Annotated in this window: 17 protein-coding genes, 1 tRNA gene and 1 pseudogene; 8 read left to right on the top strand and 11 right to left on the bottom strand. The window is 64.1% G+C overall.

What is annotated here, in order from left to right; translation table 11 throughout:
* Positions 1–18: 18 nt before the first annotated feature.
* Positions 19–1794 (bottom strand): glycoside hydrolase family 15 protein, encoded by a 1776-nt coding sequence (locus A5745_RS14925; RefSeq protein WP_076116943.1) that lies wholly within the window; start codon positions 1792–1794, stop codon positions 19–21.
* Positions 1795–1869: 75 nt separating this feature from the next.
* Here A5745_RS14925 and A5745_RS14930 point away from each other — a divergent pair, with 75 nt between their 5' ends.
* Complete coding sequence (locus A5745_RS14930; RefSeq protein ID WP_076116944.1) at positions 1870–3333, top strand: aminotransferase class I/II-fold pyridoxal phosphate-dependent enzyme; 1464 nt, start codon at positions 1870–1872, stop codon at positions 3331–3333.
* 9 nt (positions 3334–3342) lie between these two features.
* Here A5745_RS14930 and A5745_RS14935 read toward each other — a convergent pair whose 3' ends face one another.
* Complete coding sequence (locus A5745_RS14935) at positions 3343–3699, bottom strand: helix-turn-helix transcriptional regulator (protein WP_076116945.1); 357 nt, start codon at positions 3697–3699, stop codon at positions 3343–3345.
* A 140-nt stretch (positions 3700–3839) separates the two neighbouring features.
* On the opposite strand from A5745_RS14935, the gene A5745_RS14940 reads away from it, so the two are divergent.
* A complete protein-coding gene (locus A5745_RS14940; protein WP_076064549.1) occupies positions 3840–4289 on the top strand; it encodes an Hsp20/alpha crystallin family protein in 450 nt (149 codons plus the stop codon).
* Between the two features lie 228 nt (positions 4290–4517).
* Positions 4518–5198, top strand: coding sequence for a PAS and ANTAR domain-containing protein (locus tag A5745_RS14945; RefSeq protein WP_076116946.1), 681 nt, complete (start codon positions 4518–4520; stop codon positions 5196–5198).
* An 80-nt stretch (positions 5199–5278) separates the two neighbouring features.
* Here A5745_RS14945 and A5745_RS14950 read toward each other — a convergent pair whose 3' ends face one another.
* Positions 5279–5491: a deoxyribodipyrimidine photolyase gene (locus A5745_RS14950; protein ID WP_254848590.1), complete on the bottom strand. Its 213-nt coding sequence runs from the start codon at positions 5489–5491 to the stop codon at positions 5279–5281.
* A 198-nt stretch (positions 5492–5689) separates the two neighbouring features.
* On the bottom strand, positions 5690–6118 hold the full coding sequence (locus A5745_RS14955; RefSeq protein WP_076116947.1) for a TIGR03618 family F420-dependent PPOX class oxidoreductase: 429 nt from the start codon (positions 6116–6118) through the stop codon (positions 5690–5692).
* Between the two features lie 145 nt (positions 6119–6263).
* On the opposite strand from A5745_RS14955, the gene A5745_RS24725 reads away from it, so the two are divergent.
* The 4 genes from A5745_RS24725 (at position 6264) to A5745_RS14970 (ending at position 9541) form a co-directional block, all read left to right on the top strand.
* A complete protein-coding gene (locus A5745_RS24725) occupies positions 6264–6401 on the top strand; it encodes a hypothetical protein (protein WP_175879825.1) in 138 nt (45 codons plus the stop codon).
* A gap of 38 nt (positions 6402–6439) precedes the next feature.
* Entirely contained in the window at positions 6440–7996 is a 1557-nt protein-coding gene (locus A5745_RS14960) for a succinic semialdehyde dehydrogenase (RefSeq protein WP_076116948.1), read from the top strand.
* Between the two features lie 71 nt (positions 7997–8067).
* A complete protein-coding gene (locus tag A5745_RS14965) occupies positions 8068–8502 on the top strand; it encodes a DUF4383 domain-containing protein (RefSeq protein ID WP_076116949.1) in 435 nt (144 codons plus the stop codon).
* Between the two features lie 178 nt (positions 8503–8680).
* Positions 8681–9541 (top strand): hypothetical protein, encoded by an 861-nt coding sequence (locus A5745_RS14970; RefSeq protein ID WP_139329626.1) that lies wholly within the window; start codon positions 8681–8683, stop codon positions 9539–9541.
* A gap of 58 nt (positions 9542–9599) precedes the next feature.
* Here A5745_RS14970 and A5745_RS14975 read toward each other — a convergent pair whose 3' ends face one another.
* From A5745_RS14975 to A5745_RS15000, 6 genes and pseudogenes are all read right to left on the bottom strand, one after another.
* Entirely contained in the window at positions 9600–10625 is a 1026-nt protein-coding gene (locus A5745_RS14975) for a DUF3644 domain-containing protein (protein ID WP_139329627.1), read from the bottom strand.
* 48 nt (positions 10626–10673) lie between these two features.
* Positions 10674–10883, bottom strand: a pseudogene (locus A5745_RS14980) (SDR family NAD(P)-dependent oxidoreductase); the annotation flags it as partial.
* Positions 10884–11073: 190 nt separating this feature from the next.
* Positions 11074–11147: transfer RNA gene (locus A5745_RS14985), tRNA-Met, on the bottom strand.
* Positions 11148–11220: 73 nt separating this feature from the next.
* Entirely contained in the window at positions 11221–11751 is a 531-nt protein-coding gene (locus A5745_RS14990; protein WP_076116999.1) for a cupin domain-containing protein, read from the bottom strand.
* A gap of 60 nt (positions 11752–11811) precedes the next feature.
* Positions 11812–12507, bottom strand: a complete 696-nt coding sequence (locus A5745_RS14995; RefSeq protein WP_076116954.1) for a nitroreductase family protein — start codon at positions 12505–12507, stop codon at positions 11812–11814.
* Positions 12508–12537: 30 nt separating this feature from the next.
* Positions 12538–13185, bottom strand: a complete 648-nt coding sequence (locus A5745_RS15000) for an HD domain-containing protein (RefSeq protein ID WP_076116955.1) — start codon at positions 13183–13185, stop codon at positions 12538–12540.
* A 98-nt stretch (positions 13186–13283) separates the two neighbouring features.
* Here A5745_RS15000 and A5745_RS15005 point away from each other — a divergent pair, with 98 nt between their 5' ends.
* On the top strand, positions 13284–14252 hold the full coding sequence (locus A5745_RS15005; RefSeq protein ID WP_175879826.1) for a GlxA family transcriptional regulator: 969 nt from the start codon (positions 13284–13286) through the stop codon (positions 14250–14252).
* A 3-nt stretch (positions 14253–14255) separates the two neighbouring features.
* On the opposite strand, the gene A5745_RS15010 is transcribed toward A5745_RS15005, so the two are convergent.
* Entirely contained in the window at positions 14256–17246 is a 2991-nt protein-coding gene (locus A5745_RS15010) for a UPF0182 family protein (protein ID WP_076064506.1), read from the bottom strand.
* Positions 17247–17275 lie beyond the last annotated feature (29 nt).

Genomic DNA, 17275 nt, shown 5'->3' on the forward strand with positions numbered 1-17275 from the left:
GGATACCCGGTGCTGGCTTCATGAACCGTCTTCGCCGAGCCCACGACCCGCGAGACGATGCGCGGTTTCGAACAGCAACGCATGGACGAAGGCCTGCGGGAGGTTCCCGCGCAGCTGACGCTGTTGGACGTCGAATTCCTCGGCGAACAATCCGGGCGGCCCGCAGGCCGTCCGGCTGCGTTCGAACCAACGGACCGCCCGCAGATCGTTGCCCTGCTGGTGATCCGCCAACGCCATCAGGAACCCGCACAGGAGAAAGGCCCCTTCGTCGTCCCCCAACGCCCCGTCGTCCGGACGGAACCGGTACACGAAGCCCTGCTGGGCCAAGTCGGATCGCACCGCCTCGAGGGTGGCGACGGTGCGCGGGTCATTCGCCGGGATCGCGCCCCGAATCGCGGGCAGCACCAGCGCCGCATCGATCCGCGAATCCCCCGGTGCCCGTTGCCATCTCCCGGACGGATGCAGGCAATCCGCGTCGGCGTCGGCGATCAATTGATCGGCCAGGTGCTGCCACTCGGCACCCAGCCGCGGCGGCGCCACCGCCCCGATGCTGCGCAGCGCCGCGGCGCACGTCAGGCGGGAATGGGCCCAGCGCCGGTCGTTCAATTCCCAGATCCCGGCATCGGGTTCACGCCAACGCTGCTCGATGGTGCGCACCAGCGTATGGACCGCCTCCCAGTGCAGGCTGTCGAGGCGGTCGAGGCGGGCCGCTGCGGCAAAGAGCAGCAGAGCCTCGCCGTGGGCATCGAGCTGGAATTGCTCCGCCACCCAATTGCCGGTCTTCACCGCGGCGCCCGGATAGCCGGGCAGGTCAAGATCGCGTTCACGCGGCGGCGGACTCCCGTCGACCGCATAGGCCGGCCGCAGCCCCGGGCCGTCGGCGAGCACCCGCTCGCTGACAAAGCGAACGGCGTCATCGAGCAACGGGTAACCCCCGGCGGCGGCCATCGCCTGCCCCGCATAGCACTGGTCGCGGATCCAGCAGTACCGGTAGTCGTAGTTGCGGCCCTGCTCGGCGCGTTCCGGCAACGATGTGGTCGCCGCGGCGACCATCCCGCCGCCGCCGCTGCTCGTCAAACCGCGCAGGACCGCGTACGCGACCTCGCTGTCGCGGTCGGCCAGGGTGTCGTTGATCGCCGGAACCGCTTGCGCCCAGGCATGTTCGGTGGCTCGCCAGGCGTCCTGCGCCCGTGCCGGTTCCGCGTCCAGTTCCTGGTCGGAAAGCTCGAGAACCAGGTCGTGGTCGCGTCCCGCGGCGACATCCAGCACCGCGTGCAGCGAACCGTCCTCGGCGAGTTCGGCGTTTTCGCTTCCCGCCCAACGGAATCGGTGGGGTCCCGACCTCCCGGTCCACACCCGGCCGCCATCGGTTTCGTGGCAGGAGACGTCCGACATTGCGTGCGCGCCGAAGTCGGCGCGGATGTCGAGCGCGATGCGCATTCGCGCAGGCCCGTCGATGACGTGGATGCGGCGCAGCAACACCGCGGTGTGCGCGTCGGTGGGCAGCGCCAGCGCCTCGCGGCACTCGACGATCCCGTCGGTGGTGACCCATCGTGAACGCCAGATCAACGACCGCGGTTCGTAATAGCCGCCCCAGACGAATCGCGACAGATCGGGAGCGACGGCATACACGCCGCCGCCGCCGAGCAAGGAATTGAACACCGCACCGTCGTGCCAGCGCGGCAGGCACATCCAGCAATAGTCACCGCGCGGCCCGACGACAACTCCGCGTTCGCCGTCCGCGAGCAATGCGTACTGCCGCAATACGTGTGGGGGAAAGTCGTCGGATAGCAGTTGTCACTCCCGGTCCCGGTTGACAAGCGGGCGAGCGCCGATTGGCGCCCTCACACGCCGGGTACCCGATCCGCCATGGATCAGTCGCAAGCACCACTGTTGGACGCGCTGGCCGACTACCACCGCAGCAACCGCTACGGCTTCACACCGCCGGGTCACCGGCAAGGCGCCGGGGTCGACGAGCGCGTCCTAGCCGTCATGGGTAAGGACCCATTTCGCAACGACGTGCTCGCCACCAATGGCCTCGACGATCGGATGTCCCGCGGGAAGTTTCTCGCCAGGGCCGAGGACTTGATGGCCGACGCCGTCGGCGCGGAGGCGGCTTTCTTCTCCACGTGCGGCAGCTCGATGTCCGTGCGGGCCGCGACGATGGCCGTGGCGGGCGGGGCGGATGGTGGGCTGCTCGTCACCCGCGACTGCCATAAATCGATCGTGGGCGGCTTGATCTTCTCCGGCGTCCGGCCGAGGTGGATCACCCCGCAGTGGGATACCGAACGGCACTTTTCTCATCCGCCCTCACCGGAGCAGGTGCGGGCGGCATGGGAGAAATATCCCGACGCGGCTGGAGCCCTCATCGTCAGCCCGAGCCCGTATGGCACATGCGCCGACATTGGAGCCATCGCCGACACCTGCCACGAGCGCGGCAAGCCGCTGATAGTCGACGAGGCCTGGGGAGCGCACCTTCCGTTCCACGAGGACCTGCCGACGTGGGCGATGGACGCGGACGCCGATGTCTGCGTTGTCAGCGTCCACAAGATGGGCGCGGGGTTCGAGCAGGGATCCGTGTTTCACCTGCAGGGGGATCTGGTTGACCCGCACCGCCTTTCGAAATGCGCCGACCTGCTGATGACCACCAGCCCGAACGTCCTCGTGTACACCGCGCTCGACGGTTGGCGACGCCAGATGGTCGAGCGCGGCCACGATCTGCTCGGCGCCGAACTCGACCTTGCCGGCTATCTGCGCGCACGCCTGGACGAGATCGACGACGTCGAGGTCCTCGAGGACGAGCTGCTGGGCCAGGAGGCGTCGAGCGATCTCGACATCACCCAGGTGTTGATGGATGTCTCCGCGACCGGAACGTCCGGATACCAAGCCGCCGACTGGCTGCGCGAGCACTGCAATCTCGATCTCGGCCTCAGCGATCACCGTCGGCTTTTGGCAACGATGTCGTTCGCCGACGACAAGCAAACGGCGGATCGCCTGGTGGACGCGATGCACAAGTGGCGCAAGGCGGCCGAGGACTTCGACCCGCCGCCTTCGATCAAGCTGCCCACGCCGGAGGAGCTGGAACTTCAGACCGTCTGCCTACCTCGCGACGCGTTCTTCGGGCCCACCGAAATGGTGCCCGCGGCCAAGGCCGCCGGCCGCGTTGCCGCCGAGCTGATCACCCCGTATCCGCCCGGCATCCCCGCGGTGGTGCCCGGCGAACGTCTCAATGAGGCCGCGATCGACTATCTGCGGTCGGGTGTCGAAGCGGGCATGACGCTGCCCGACCCCGTCGACGCGAACGCACAACAGTTCCGGGTGGTCGCGGCCTAGCTGTGACTCCTAGGTCGCTTTGTCGTTCGATCTCTTCGCGGCGCCCCGCAAGGCGCGATTCGTGGAACGCAGATCCGTGTTGGCCGCGGAGAGCGCGGCATTGTCGTCCTCCAGGCTGAGGATGCGGGCGATGCCCGCCAGGTTGACCCCGGAGGCAACCAGCTCGCTGATGCGCTGTAGCCGGGCCAGGTCGTCGGCGCTGTAGCGCCTGGTGCCGCCGTCGCTTCGCGCCGGGCTCAGCAGCCCGTGACGCTCGTAAAGGCGCAGCGACTGTACCGGGATGCCGGACAGTTCGGCGGCCACGGAAATGCCGTACACCCCATGATCGGATGCCGGCCCACCGGTATCACCAGGCGTGTCGGCCATTGGTCAACTCCTCAACTGATTCGGATAGAAAACCTGTTTACCACACTTGCGATGATGTGTCGATAGTGCTATACCAAATCTATGTCATTAGACATAGGTAATAGCCGCATCACAACAGATTGGAGTGAGAGGTGACCGCCATGCTGATGCGTACCGACCCGTTCCGCGACCTGGACCGCTTCGCTCAGCAAGTACTAGGCACGGCAGCACGGCCTGCGGTGATGCCGATGGATGCCTGGCGCGAGGGCGAGGAATTCGTCGTCGAGTTCGACATGCCCGGCATCAACCCCGACTCGCTGGACATCGACATCGAGCGCAACGTGGTGACCGTGCGTGCCGAGCGACCGGCCGTCGACCCCAACCGCGAAATGTTGGCCGCGGAGCGATCCCGCGGGGTGTTCAGCCGTCAGCTCGTCCTCGGGGAAAACCTCGACACCGACCGGATCGAGGCCTCCTACAACGAGGGCGTCCTGAGCCTGCGCATCCCGGTCGCCGAAAAGGCCAAGCCGCGCAAGATTTCCGTCGCGCACGGCAACGGCCACAAGGCGATCAATGAAAACGCCGGCAAGCGAGAGGTGATCGACGCCTGATCACTGGCGGCGGCGGCCTGGCCGGCGCGGCCTGCGACTCGCGCCGGCGGCCACCGCCATCGCTACCGCCACCGGTAGTGTGGCAACGTATCCAGCCTGTCCTCGGCGTTCAAGAGGTAGCGCCAAATCCCACGACACCGCACGTCGCATCTGCCGCCACTCGATCGGGCCCGATGATGCGCGCATGACGGCGGTCCGTTTAGCCCTGAACTGCCCCGAGGAGATGCGATGGGTTCGAATCCTGACGACGAGACCGTCGAACAGGCGCTCGCCGGCGGGTCGCTGCAGCGCGCGGGCTGGTTCCGGTTCTATTTCGCCGATCAGCGCTGGGAATGGTCCGAACAGGTGCAGCGCATGCACGGCTATGAGCCCGGGAGCGTTACCCCGACGACAGAGTTGGTGCTCTCCCACAAACACCCCGACGACCGCGGACAGGTCGCGGCCACCATCGACCAGATCCTGCACACCCACAAGGCGTTCAGCACCCGCCATCGCATCGTCGACACCAGCGGAAAAGTGCGCTCCGTGGTCGTGGTCGGCGACCAACTCCACGACGACCACGGCGACGTGATCGGCACCCACGGTTTCTACGTCGATGTCTCCCCGGTGGCCGACCGGGAACGCGAGGAGTGGGTCACGGCGAAGCTGGCCGAAATCACGGAGCACCGCGCGGGCATCGAACAGGCCAAGGGGATGCTGATGCTGATCTACGGCATCGGCGACGACGCCGCGTTCGATCTACTGAAGTGGTTGTCGCAGGAAACCAACATCAAGCTGCGGCTGCTGGCCGAACGGATCACCGAAGACTTCCGCGCCATCGGCCCGACGCTGACCTCCCAATCGGAGTTCGACCATTTGTTGATGACCGCGCATTCGCGCGTCGACCCCGACGAACAGCCCGTCGAATAGTCAGGGCCGCTTGCGCGAATTTGCTGATGGGTGCGCCGGATTCCTAACCGGTCACCGGTCGCCAATTGCCGCCAAGGCCGTCATTTCTTGCTGGGAATGACGATGACGACGATTAACGTCAGGATGGAGAAGAACAGTCCGAGTATTCCCCAACCCAAAGGGTTCCGGCCCTTGGTTGCCGCGATGATCGCGCAGACGAAGGCCGCAATGATACTGCCGATGGCAACGAATATGCCCTTGATTCCACGGAGAATCATTCCCGCGGCAACCGGGTCCGAACTCGCCAAGATCACCGAGTGCAACATGTGAGGCCTTTCTGATGGGGGCTTCAGGGTGATACCCGTCCCGTGGCGGATCAAACCGCGATTGGGGGCGCGCCCATGTTCGAAAGACGTGAAAGCCGCACGCCTTTGCATTAACTCAGGGCGATGATTTGGTCGCCTTTTGTCTCCATGGCCTGTTTGCTATGGGACCTACGGTTGCCCGGCCGCTCAGAGCTCGTCGGAGAAATCGGCGGTGAGCCATCGGTCGGGGCGGATGGTGAATAACACGCTGTCCTGACCCTCCATGCTCCGGACGAACTGGCGCCCACCCTCATCGCCGAGGTAACGGATCGCGATGGCCTCCCTTGCCTCGAGCGGGGCCGGCGAGGTGTTCTCGACGATGGTGCCCTCGACGACCACATATTGATACGGTGGCTCCTCGCGCTGGACGACCAACGTCACCGCGCCGGCCCGCTCGATGAGCCTGGCCTTGCGGGTCCCCGGACCGGTGTTGAACCGGATGTCTCCGCCGGGGGTGTAGTCGTACCAGATCGGGACGCTGGCCGGCGGCCGGCCGTCGGCGGCATCGACGGACAACACCCCCACGTGCTTCGCCGCGAGGAACTCCTGACGTTCGGCTTCGGTGAAAGGCTTCATGGCGGGCTTGAACGCTGTAGCGGCGGGGCGGTATTCCCGAGACGATCTATCCGACCCAACGCCCAGACGACGGGACTTCGGTTCGGTTTTCCGCGCGCAAACCGGGGTAGCTGACTACGCGAACAACTGTCCGGATGGAGACGCAATGACCACCGCTGAACAACCGCCGCCCGAAGGGGACAAACAACCCCCACAAGCCGCATCCGTCGATTCGCCCGAGGACGGCGCCGACGACACTGACGAGGCCGACGAGGCCGACGACGCCGATTCTGAGGACGAATAGTCTGGACCCAGCCGCCTTGCTGCTGGGAGGAGAACGACATGCCCGCACCGTCAGCCGAGGTCTTCGATCGCTTGCGTCAGCTGGCGGCGATCAAAGACGTCACCGCGCGCGAGACCAAAACCATCGAAGAGGTGTTCACCGGCAAACCGCTGACCACGATCCCGGTCGGCACGGCCGAAGACGTCGAAGCGGCGTTCGCCGAGGCTCGCACGGCACAGATCGACTGGGCGAAACGCCCGGTCAGCGAGCGCGTTGAGGTAATCCGCCGCTATCGCGACCTGGTGGTCGCGAACCGTGAGTTCTTGATGGACCTGCTGCAAGCCGAGGCGGGCAAGGCCCGATGGGCGGCGCAGGAGGAGATCGTCGACCTGATGGCGAACGCGAACTACTACGTCAGGGTCTCCGCGGACCTGCTCAAGCCGCGCAAAGTGCAGGCGCTGCTCCCGGGAATCGGCAAAACCACGGTCGGCTATCAGCCGAAGGGCGTCGTCGGCGTGATCTCGCCGTGGAACTACCCCATGACGCTCACGGCCTCCGACTCGGTCCCCGCCCTGATCGCCGGCAACGGGGTGGTGCTCAAGCCGGACAGTCAGACACCGTATTGCGCACTCGCGTGTGCCGAGCTGCTGTACCAGGCCGGCCTGCCGCGCGCCCTGTACGCGGTCGTGCCTGGCCCCGGCTCGGTCGTCGGCACCGCAATCACCGACAACTGCGACTACCTGATGTTCACCGGCTCGTCCGCAACCGGCAGCCGGCTCGCCGAGCACGCGGGCCGTCGGCTGATCGGCTTCTCGGCCGAACTCGGGGGTAAAAACGCGATGATCGTCGCGCGGGGAGCCAACCTGGACAAGGCCGCGAAAGCGGCCACCCGCGCATGCTTTTCGAACGCGGGCCAGCTCTGCATCTCCATTGAGCGGATCTACGTCGAGAAGGACATCGCCGACGAGTTCATCAGCAAGTTCGGCGCCGCGGTGCGCAACATGAAGCTGGGCACCGCATATGACTTCTCGATCGACATGGGCAGTTTGATCTCCGCGGATCAGCTGGATACGGTCACCGACCACGTCAACGACGCAACTGCCAAGGGCGCCAAGGTGATTGCGGGCGCCAAAGCTCGACCCGACATTGGGCCACTGTTCTACGAGCCGACGGTGCTGACCGACGTGACGCCCGAGATGGAGTGCGCGGCCAACGAGACGTTCGGGCCAGTTGTGTCGATCTACCCCGTTGCCGACGTCGACGAAGCCGTCGAGAAGGCCAACGACACCGAGTACGGACTCAACGCCAGCGTCTGGGCCAGCTCCCCCGCGGCGGGTCAGAAGATCGCGGCCCGCTTGCGGTCGGGGACGGTGAACGTCGACGAGGGCTATGCGTTCGCGTGGGGCAGCCTCGGCGCCCCGATGGGCGGGATGGGCGTCTCCGGCGTCGGCCGCAGACACGGTCCGGAGGGCCTCCTGAAGTACACGGAATCGCAGACGATAGCGACCGCCCGGGTGTTCAATCTCGATCCGCCCTTTGGCATTCCAGCGACGTTATGGCAAAAGTCCCTGTTGCCGATCGTGCGGACGGTGATGAAGCTTCCCGGCCGGAAGTAAGACGGCTTCCGTACGTCTACTACCTAGCGTAGTATTTGGGCTGTTCCCCACCGTGCACAAGGAGGTGCGGCGTGAGGTGGAGTTTCGCCCAGATCGGGCTGCTGATCATTTGCGTTTTACATGTCCTTCAGGCGGTAATCGGCTTCATCCTCGAGCCCAGCTTTGCGACGGGGCCCAACGCGCCGACGGTGCAACTGCTCGGTATGGACTACAACGGGTGGCACGCCGTCGCCGGCCTGGCCCTATTCGGCCCGGGCCTGGTGTTCGCGATCCGCAAGTCATGGTCCGTGCTGTATCTGATCCTCGCCGCGATCGCCGGTGCGCTGCCCGGCATCTGGGCCTTCTTCTCGCATCAGGTTGCCTTCGTTTTCAGCTTTCCCAACAACACGACCGACGCAGTGGTGCACTTGGTGACCGCGGCGGTGATGCTTGCGGTGGCCGCCGTACAGGTCCGCCTGGACAGCGGGCTGAAAAACTCGCTCGCCGATCTGAGGAAGGCTCCGTAGCGACGGTGACCATGAAAATGGCCCCCGGAGGCAATCTCCGGGGGCCATTTCGGCTGGTAGCGGGGACCTCAATGTTGCTCCAAATCACACATACGTAAGTCCACGTAGTCTGGTGACGTCGCACAGCGACTACACAACTTCATGCTGTGCTAAGACCGCTGTGCAGGAGGTCCAATCGATGGCCATATACAAGAAGCCTAAGCGCCGGATTCACCGTGGGTTCCAGTATCTCGACGACGAAACGGTTGTCAACTCATTATCGGCCGTGGAGGCAGGGAAAGTTGATGAGGTTGTCTCGAAGATCGGATCGTCGAAGGAAGGCGGTCTGGGTGGAAGTGTTGGTTATTCCGGCGCATCGATCGAGGGCGGCAAGAAATCGTCGACTGAACTAGAAGAGGAAATCGTTAAGGTTAGAACGAGATTCTCGATATTCGAGTTGTGGTATCAGAATCTGCTTGACAAAGAAGCGATCGGCACATTCACAAACTGGGGACAGGGCGCATTGGATGATGTAACGGCGGGTGACACGTTCGAAGTCCGTGCCGAGATCCAAATCGTACCATTCCAGATTCTTACACGGATGTACAGGTGGTATTCTAAGCAAGCCGCCCGGCAGGACAGCCCTTTCTTCCTCGAAGGTGCTGCGTTAAAAGAGGTCAAGCGAATCGCGCGGAATATGGAGTGGATGATGGGCGACGACGTCCAAGGTGTTTACGCGAAAGCAACTCCAGAGGGCGACTCCGGCCCACCAATTTTTATTCCGCTGAATCCGAACTTTCTGATAGGCGGGCTGGGCGACCTTGCGGGAACGTTCACGCTGATCGGCCAGGCCGACGCAATCTTGGCCGAAGGCGACTCCCTTCCGGCTTTACGTTTTACACGTGAGGTACCTCCCACGCAACTGGAAATTAATGCTCTCAAGGAGGCAATAGCGAATTTTGGTGAGCCGGCGGAGTCCTTTGGATTGGAATGGAGCGACAACGAAGCTGAACTTAGCGGTCCCGCGCTAGTTGCCCGGCCGATCGCGATCTATCGATAATTCAGGCTTCGGAACCGCCGCATGGACAATTCGCGCAAGCTTGCTGAGTAATCGGGTATCACTTCAGGGCTGCGATCTCATCGTAAACCTCGGGATCAGACAGCTTCCTGACGAGGTAGTCAACCCACGCCGGTGTATACACGTGCCTGCCAACGAGGTCATTCATATAGCAAAACTCGCTCTTGGTATTGTATTGATTTCCCGAACTCAACGGGGGACGCACGCCGAAATACCGCCACGCCTGGGTGTGCATATGCATAGTAAATTCTCGCTCAATCTGAGAATTGACCTGCTCTACCACTTGACCGGGAAGGAACTCATCAGCGCCTCCAACAAGCACCTTTTTCTCGCGAATAATAGTCCGAACCTGGTCCATGAGTGCCTTCTGGTCGTCTGTAAGCTCATCTTCCCGCACAAAGGTCATTGCAGCATCGGCCTCGGTTTTTGATCCTTTGAAGGGTATGAGATACACCTTGAAGTCAAACTGTTGGTCAGAAGCGACGTCAGCCTCAATGCTTGTATCGAAATCCTGGACCCATTCAAGAACGCCTTTGGGAACGCGTTCGCGAACCTTCTTGATCGCGTCGACACCTTCACCGGTAATCGAGGAAAGAAAAAGCGGGAAGCGCAGTTCATCCGCTAGCCCCTCCTCTACGCCAAATAAATCGACAAGTGTCTTCTCATAATTTAGAAGATATGCTTGCGTCCTCCCGGCCACCAACGCAGCGATATCCCGTTCATATCGATGCTCTATCTGATTCCGCAGTCCCATGAAAAAAGCTAGACTTGCTTTGCGCGGATCGCGTGCATCGAAGAACTCATCGCTCAGGTCTCGTAGGCCACGGTGTTTGAACCCTCCATCGTCCGGGTGCCTAATCCGCCAACCACGTTTGTCACGGATATAAATGTCTTTGCCGACCTTCTCGAAGTGCGACTGGAGTAATTTCAGCCACCCCATCGACATGTGGACAATAAAAGCTTCTAGCTGTCGCTCCATGCCCGAACGGTTATAAAGGTCGACCGCCAGTCGAACTTCGTTTTTTGAGTCTTGTAGAACATGCCACCACCTCGGCTTCCTTGCCACAGAGGAATTATGTCATCGGCCAGCCGACCAGTTATGAGACGGCTATCCGCCCCTCGCGGCGACGGCCAAGGCGACATCCCGGCCGCGGATGCCGCTCGCGTTCGCCCCAATCGAGGCCACCGCAGCGTCGATCGTGTCCTGGTTGCGTCCGGTGAGGAACACGTGGGCGCCCTCGGCGGCCAGCCGCTGCGCGGCCGCGAGTCCGATGCCCGAGTTGCCTCCGATGACCAGCGCCGTCCTGTCGTCCAGTTGACCCACAATTTCTCCTCCGCCGCCATCAGCCTCGGTCGGGGCGGTCATCCGTTCACCCTAAGAGACCAGGGTCATGGCGGTGGTGGATGAGCCGCCCCGCAACGTCCGGCGACACCATCCTTGGGGGAGGGAAAGGCGGCGGACCATCGGGCATGAAAAACGCCCCCAGAGAAGTCTCCGGGGGCCGTTTCGTTAGTAGCGGGGACAGGATTCGAACCTGCGACCTCTGGGTTATGAGCCCAGCGAGCTACCGAGCTGCTCCACCCCGCGTCGGTAAATGCCAGGTTACCGAACGCCGGGTGGCGCCTCCAAATCGCGCGCGGACCAGGCACGTTCCCCGTTGTCAGTGCGACGGCGAGTTGAGCCCGTATCGCCGGGCGATGTCGTCCATCCATTCCGGGTCGCCGTAGGTCAGCCCGTACTTCTCGGCGAGTTCGCCGAACTCGGGCAGCTCATGAAGTGACTTGTCCACCGAGCCATGCGCTTCGAGCAGTTCGCCGAGTTCCCGGAAGTAGTTCTCAAATCCGCCCGGCGTGATGATCTCGACGATGCGACCGGGTTCGCTGCCCGCGTTCCACATGGCGTGCATCTGCCCGCGAGGCTTGGTGATGTAGCCACCCGGACCGAGGACCACCTCGCTGTCGTCGGAACGGAAGCCGATCTCACCCGCCAACACGAACGAATGCTCATCCTCGCGAGTATGCCGGTGCGCCGCGGTGAGCAAGCCGACCTCGAATGGATGCTCGACGATGGACACCTCGCCCCCATTGCTCTTGCCGGACAGCTTGAACACCGCGCCGAACCCGGGAAGGGTGACGTGCTCGCCCTCCCCCGGCCGCACGACGGTGACCCCGATTTCGTTGTGCTCCGTCATCTGATACACGCTCCTCGCAATACCGTTGCGCCGCAAGGCTTCGGCCGCTATTCCGGCCAACTATTGAGGCCCTGTAGTCGTCTCGCTTAGAGGCGGCCACAGTGGCTGCGGCACTTCGATACCGAACGGCTTGCCCCAGCCGTTTCGGGATGAAACCTCTTGCACGGGACGCCGATTGGCTGCCACACCCCATTTGCCCCGCGGGTACCCGAGGGTCAGCATGGCCGACATCTTCCAGCCTTCCTCGACGGGCACGCCCAGCAACTCGTTCACCCTGTCCCGGAAATTGTTGAGCACCATCGTCATGACACCGCCGACGCCCTCGGCACGGGCCGCGAGCAAGATGCTCCAGATCGCCGGGTAGATGTTGGCGCCCCCGAGGTCGTCGATCGCGAAGACGAAGAGCAGCAGGGGAACTTCTTCGAAGTGGTCGGCCAGGTAGTCCCCCGAGCCTTTGATTCGGCGCATCGTCTCGGCGTGAGCGGCCGGGTCCAGGCCGGGCCCCGGCGCGACCATCGGTCCCGTTCCGGTCCTGAACTTCTCGTATTCGAGGGCGCGGGCCTGCCGGAACAGCTGAGCGAACTCGCCTATGAGTGCCGGGTCGTCGACGGCGACGAAGTGCCAGCGTTGGGTGTTGCCCCCATTTGGGGCACGCACGGCCGCGTCGAGGATGCGGGCCTGCACGTCCAGCGGTATCGGGTCCGGCCGCAACCGCCGCATCATCCGGGTGGTGTACAGCGCTTCATGAATATCCATCTGTCCGCTCCCTTCCGCTACTCGGGCCAGCTATTCGGGCCAGCTGTTGTTGAGGATGTTGTCGACGAAATCGACACGCCTAAAGGCGGGATCGAAGTGCGCCAGCACGTCGTCGTTCATCGTTCCGAAGGTGGTTTCCGGTCGATGCTTCATGCCGTCGTTGAACGCCGCCAGGATGCGCTGTTTGAACTGTGGCCGCGGGTGAGCGGCCGTCACCGCGGCCAGCGCGCCGGGCGACAACTGCTCGCGCCCGACGCCGACCACGTCGACTTCCACGCCGGCTTGGAGCAAGGCGACTTCGGGCGCGAGGAATTCCGGCACGCCCGGGGTGGTGTGCAGGGCAATGCCGAGCCACACCTTGTCGATGTCGGCTTTGTCGACGCCGTGGCCAACCAGGAAGTCCCGGGCAGCGTTGGCGCCGTCGACCTCGAAGCGAACGGTGGAGCTGCGGTAGCGTTCGGTGAGGCCGAGGTCGTGAAACATCGCCGCGAGGTAGAGCAGCTCCAGGTCCGGTTGCAGTCCGCGGCGCAGGCCCTGCAGCGCGCCGAAGAGGAATACCCGCCGCGAATGGTCGAACAGCAGGTCGTCCTCGGCGTGGCGAATGAATTCGGTGGCCTCGCGCACCAGCGGCGAATCCGGGATTTGGATGCCGGCGATGCTTTCGATCGACGTGGTCATGATCTCGTCTCCTTCGGTGGCGGTGATAGTTAGTCTGCGGCGGCACGGTCTTCCCGACCGTGGGCGTTCGGGCCGTCCTCTCCACAGAAAGCGACACAATGGCTTGCGTGACGGATTCGCGGGTGGTGGTGATCGTCGTCTTCGACGACGTGACGATGTTGGACGTCGCCGGCGCAGGTGAGGTCTTCGCCGAGGCCAACCGGTTCGGCGCCGACTACCGGCTCAAGATCGCGTCGGTGGATGGACGCGACGTGACGACCTCGATAGGCACGCGCTTGGGCGTCACGGACGCCCTTTCTTCGATCGAGTCGGCCGACACCGTCCTGGTCGCCGGCAGCGATAACCTGCCCCGACGGCCGATCGACCCCGAGCTGATCGAGGCGATCAGGGTTTTATCGGCGCGAACCCGACGGATGGCATCCATTTGCACGGGATCGTTCGTCCTCGCGCAGGCGGGCCTGCTCAACGGTCGTCGCGCCACCACGCACTGGCACGACGCACGGTTGTTGGCCCGGGCCTTTCGGGACGTCACCGTCGAGCCGGACGCGATCTTCGTCCGCGACGGCGACGTCTTCACCTCGGCCGGGATTTCGGCGGGCATCGATCTGGCGCTGGCGTTGGTCGAAATGGATCACGGGACCGAACTGGTCCGCGACGTGGCCCGGTGGCTGGTCGTCTACCTCAAACGCGCCGGCGGCCAATCACAATTCTCGGTGCTGGTCGAGGCCGATCCGCCGCCGCAGTCGCCGCTGCGCGCGGTGATCGATGCGGTCGCGGCCGATCCGGGCGCGAACCACAGCGTGAAATCCCTTGCGGCCCTTGCATTCCTGAGCACCCGCCAGCTGACCCGCCTCTTTCAATCCGAGCTGGGGATGAGTCCGGCACGCTATGTCGAATTGGTCCGAATCGACTTCGCCCGCAACGCACTCGAATCCGGGCGGTCCGTCACCGAGACCGCGGGCATGGCGGGCTTCGGCAGCATCGAAACGCTGCGACGGGTCTTCGTCAGCCACCTGGGCATCAGCCCGAAAGCCTATCGAGACAGGTTCCGAACGGCCTACGCCTGAAAGCTACTTGGTGGCGTTGTACTTGTTGATGGCGTCGTCGAGCCGCTGCAGCGCGGCGCCGTAGGCGGCGAAGTCGCCCTTCTTTTGCGCGTCGCGGGCGGCGCCGATCGCCGTCTGGATGTCCTGCAGCGCGGCGGCCTTGGCCGGCGACAACGTCACCGACCCGTCGGGAGAGGGCGGCACTGCCGCCACTGCCGGCGGTGGCGCCGGTGCCGGCGGCGAGCCGGCCGGCGGCGGTGGGCTCGCGGGTGGGTTGGCGGGCGCACCGCCCTCGGTGGGTTGGATCCCCGTCGCCGCCGCCCCCGCACCGGGCCCGAACAGGCCGGTCAGCGCGTCACCCACCGTCGGGCCGTATCCGATCTTGTCGTTGTACATCATCGCCACCCGGATCAGGCGCGGGTACGACGAGGCGGCGTCGCTGGCCCCCGGGGAGGCATACACCGGTTCGACGTAGAGCAGCCCGCCCTGGCCGACGGGAAGGGTGAGCAAATTGCCCCACCGGATACGGTTCTGGTTGTCGCGCCCGATCACGCCCAGGTCCTGCGACACCGCCGGGTCGGTGGTGATCGCGTTGTTGGCCAGCTTGGGACCGTTGACCTGGCCCGGGATGGTCAGCACGGTGATCTTGCCGTACGTCGCGGGATCGGAGCTGGCACTGATGTAGGCCGCCAGGTAGTCGCGCTTGAATCGGTTCATCGCGCTGATCAACTGGTACGAGGACGAATTGTCGTTCTTGCCAATGTTTTTCGCAACGATGTAATAGGGCGGCTGATAACTGCTCGCGGTCGGATTCGGGTCCAGCGGCACGTCCCAGAAGTCCGACGTGGAGAAAAACGTCACCGGGTCGTTGACGTGATACTTGGCCAGCAGCATCCGCTGCACCTTGAACAGGTCCTCGGGATAGCGCAGATGCTCGGCGAGCTCGGCCGTGATGTCGCTCTTGGGTTTGACCGTGCCCGGGAACACCCGCATCCAGGCTTTGAGCACCGGGTCCTGCTCGTCCTGCTGATACAGCGTCACGGTTCCGTCGTAGGCATCGACCGTGGCCTTGACCGAATTTCGGATGTAGGAGACCTGCTTGTCGGGCGCCAGCCGGTTGAACGCCACCTCGGTGGAGTCGGCCGTCGCCGACGACAGCGAGGTGAGTTCGGAGTACGGGTAGTTGTCCAATGTGGTGTAGCCGTCGATGATCCACACCAGTCGCTTGTTGACGATCGCGGGGTACACCGAGCTGTCCGTCGTCAGCCACGGCGCGACCGCCTCGACCCGCTGCGCCGGGTCGCGGTTGAACAGGATCTTGCTGTTGGAGCCGATCACGTTGGAGAACAAGAAGTTTCGCTCGGCGAATTTGGCCGCGAACACGCTGCGGGATATCCAGCTGCCGATGGGAACGCCCCCGAGCCCGGTGTAGGTGTAGTTCTTGGTCTCGGTGGAAGTCTCGTAGTCGTATTCGCGGTCGTTGCCGTTGCGCCCGACGATCGCGTAGTCGGCGGACGTGTTGGAGATGACGGGCCCGTAGTAGATGCGGGGCTGGTCCAGGGGCGCCGGCCCGTCGGAGACGACGCTGCCGTTGGCGCCCACGACGTTGACCAGAAATTCCGGATAGCCACCGTTCTGGTTGGGGTCGTTGGCGATCCCGCGCACGGTATTGGCCGGCGACGCGATGAATCCGTTGCCGTGCGTGTAGACGGTGTGCCGGTTGATCCAGTCCCGTTGGTTGTCGATCAGCCGGTCCGGGTTGAGTTCCCGGGCCGCGACGACGTAGTCGCGCAGGGCGCCGTTGCGGTCGAGGTAGCGGTCGATGGACAGCTGGTCCGGGAAGTGGAAGAAGTTCTTGCCCTGCTGGAACTGGGTGAATGCCGGGCTGACGATGGTTGGGTCGAGCAGCCGGATGTTCGAGGTGGTCGCGCGGTCGGACGCGACCTGCTGGGCGGTGGCTTGCGCGTCACCCGTGTAGTTGCGGTAGCTCACCACGTCGGACGTCAGCCCATAGGCTTGCCGGGTCGCGGCGATGCTGCGGCTGATGTATTCGCTTTCCTTTTGCGCGGCATTGGGTCGCACGCTGATCTGCTCGACGATCAACGGCCAGCCCGCACCCACGATCAACGACGACAGCAGCAGCAGCACCAGGCCGATCGCCGGAATCCGCAAGTCCCGCAAGGTAATCGCCGAGAACACCGCGGCCGCGCAAATGAGCGCGATCGCCAGCAGAATCAGCTTGGCCGGCAACACCGCGTTGATATCGGTGTACCCGGCCCCGGTGAACGGCTTACCGCCACGCGTGTGCGACAGCAGCTCGTAGCGGTCCAGCCAGTAGGCGACGGCTTTGAGCAGCACCAGCATCCCGACCAGGCTGACCAGCTGGATGCGCGCCGAGCGGCTCAGGGCGCCGGTACGACCCGACAGTCGGATGCCGCCGAAGATGTAGTGCGCCAACAGGTTCGCCAAGAACGCCAGGAACACGGCCACGAACATGTAGCTGAGCAGTAGCCGATAGAACGGCAGGTCGAACGCGTAGAAGCCGAGGTCCTTGCCGAACTGCGGATCCCTGACGCCGAAGTTGCCGCCGTGCAGGAACAGCTGGATCCGTACCCAGTAGCTCTGCGCGATGATGCCGGCCAATAGGCCGATCGCCACCGGAATTCCGATGCCCACCAGTCGCAGCCGCGACATGACGACGGTGCGGTACCGCGCCACCGGATCGTTGTCGTTGCTCGGGACGAAAACCGGGCGGGTCCGGTAGGCGATCGCCAGCCCGGCGAACACGATGCCGCCGACCAGCAGACCGGCGACCAGGAACACGACGATGCGCGTCACCAGCACGGTGGTGAACACCGACCGGTAACCGAGCTCACCGAACCACAGCCAGTCGACGTAGGCGTCGATCATTCGGGGACCCGCGAGCAGCAAAACGATCACACCCAGCGCGATCAAGATCAGAATCCGGCTACGCCGAGTCAGCTTCGGCATTCTGGCGGTGGGCCGCATCCCCACTGGCTACGCTCCCTGATCGATGTGGCGAC

This window comes from Mycobacterium sp. IS-2888 (genome assembly GCF_001954215.1).
Classification (GTDB): domain Bacteria; phylum Actinomycetota; class Actinomycetes; order Mycobacteriales; family Mycobacteriaceae; genus Mycobacterium.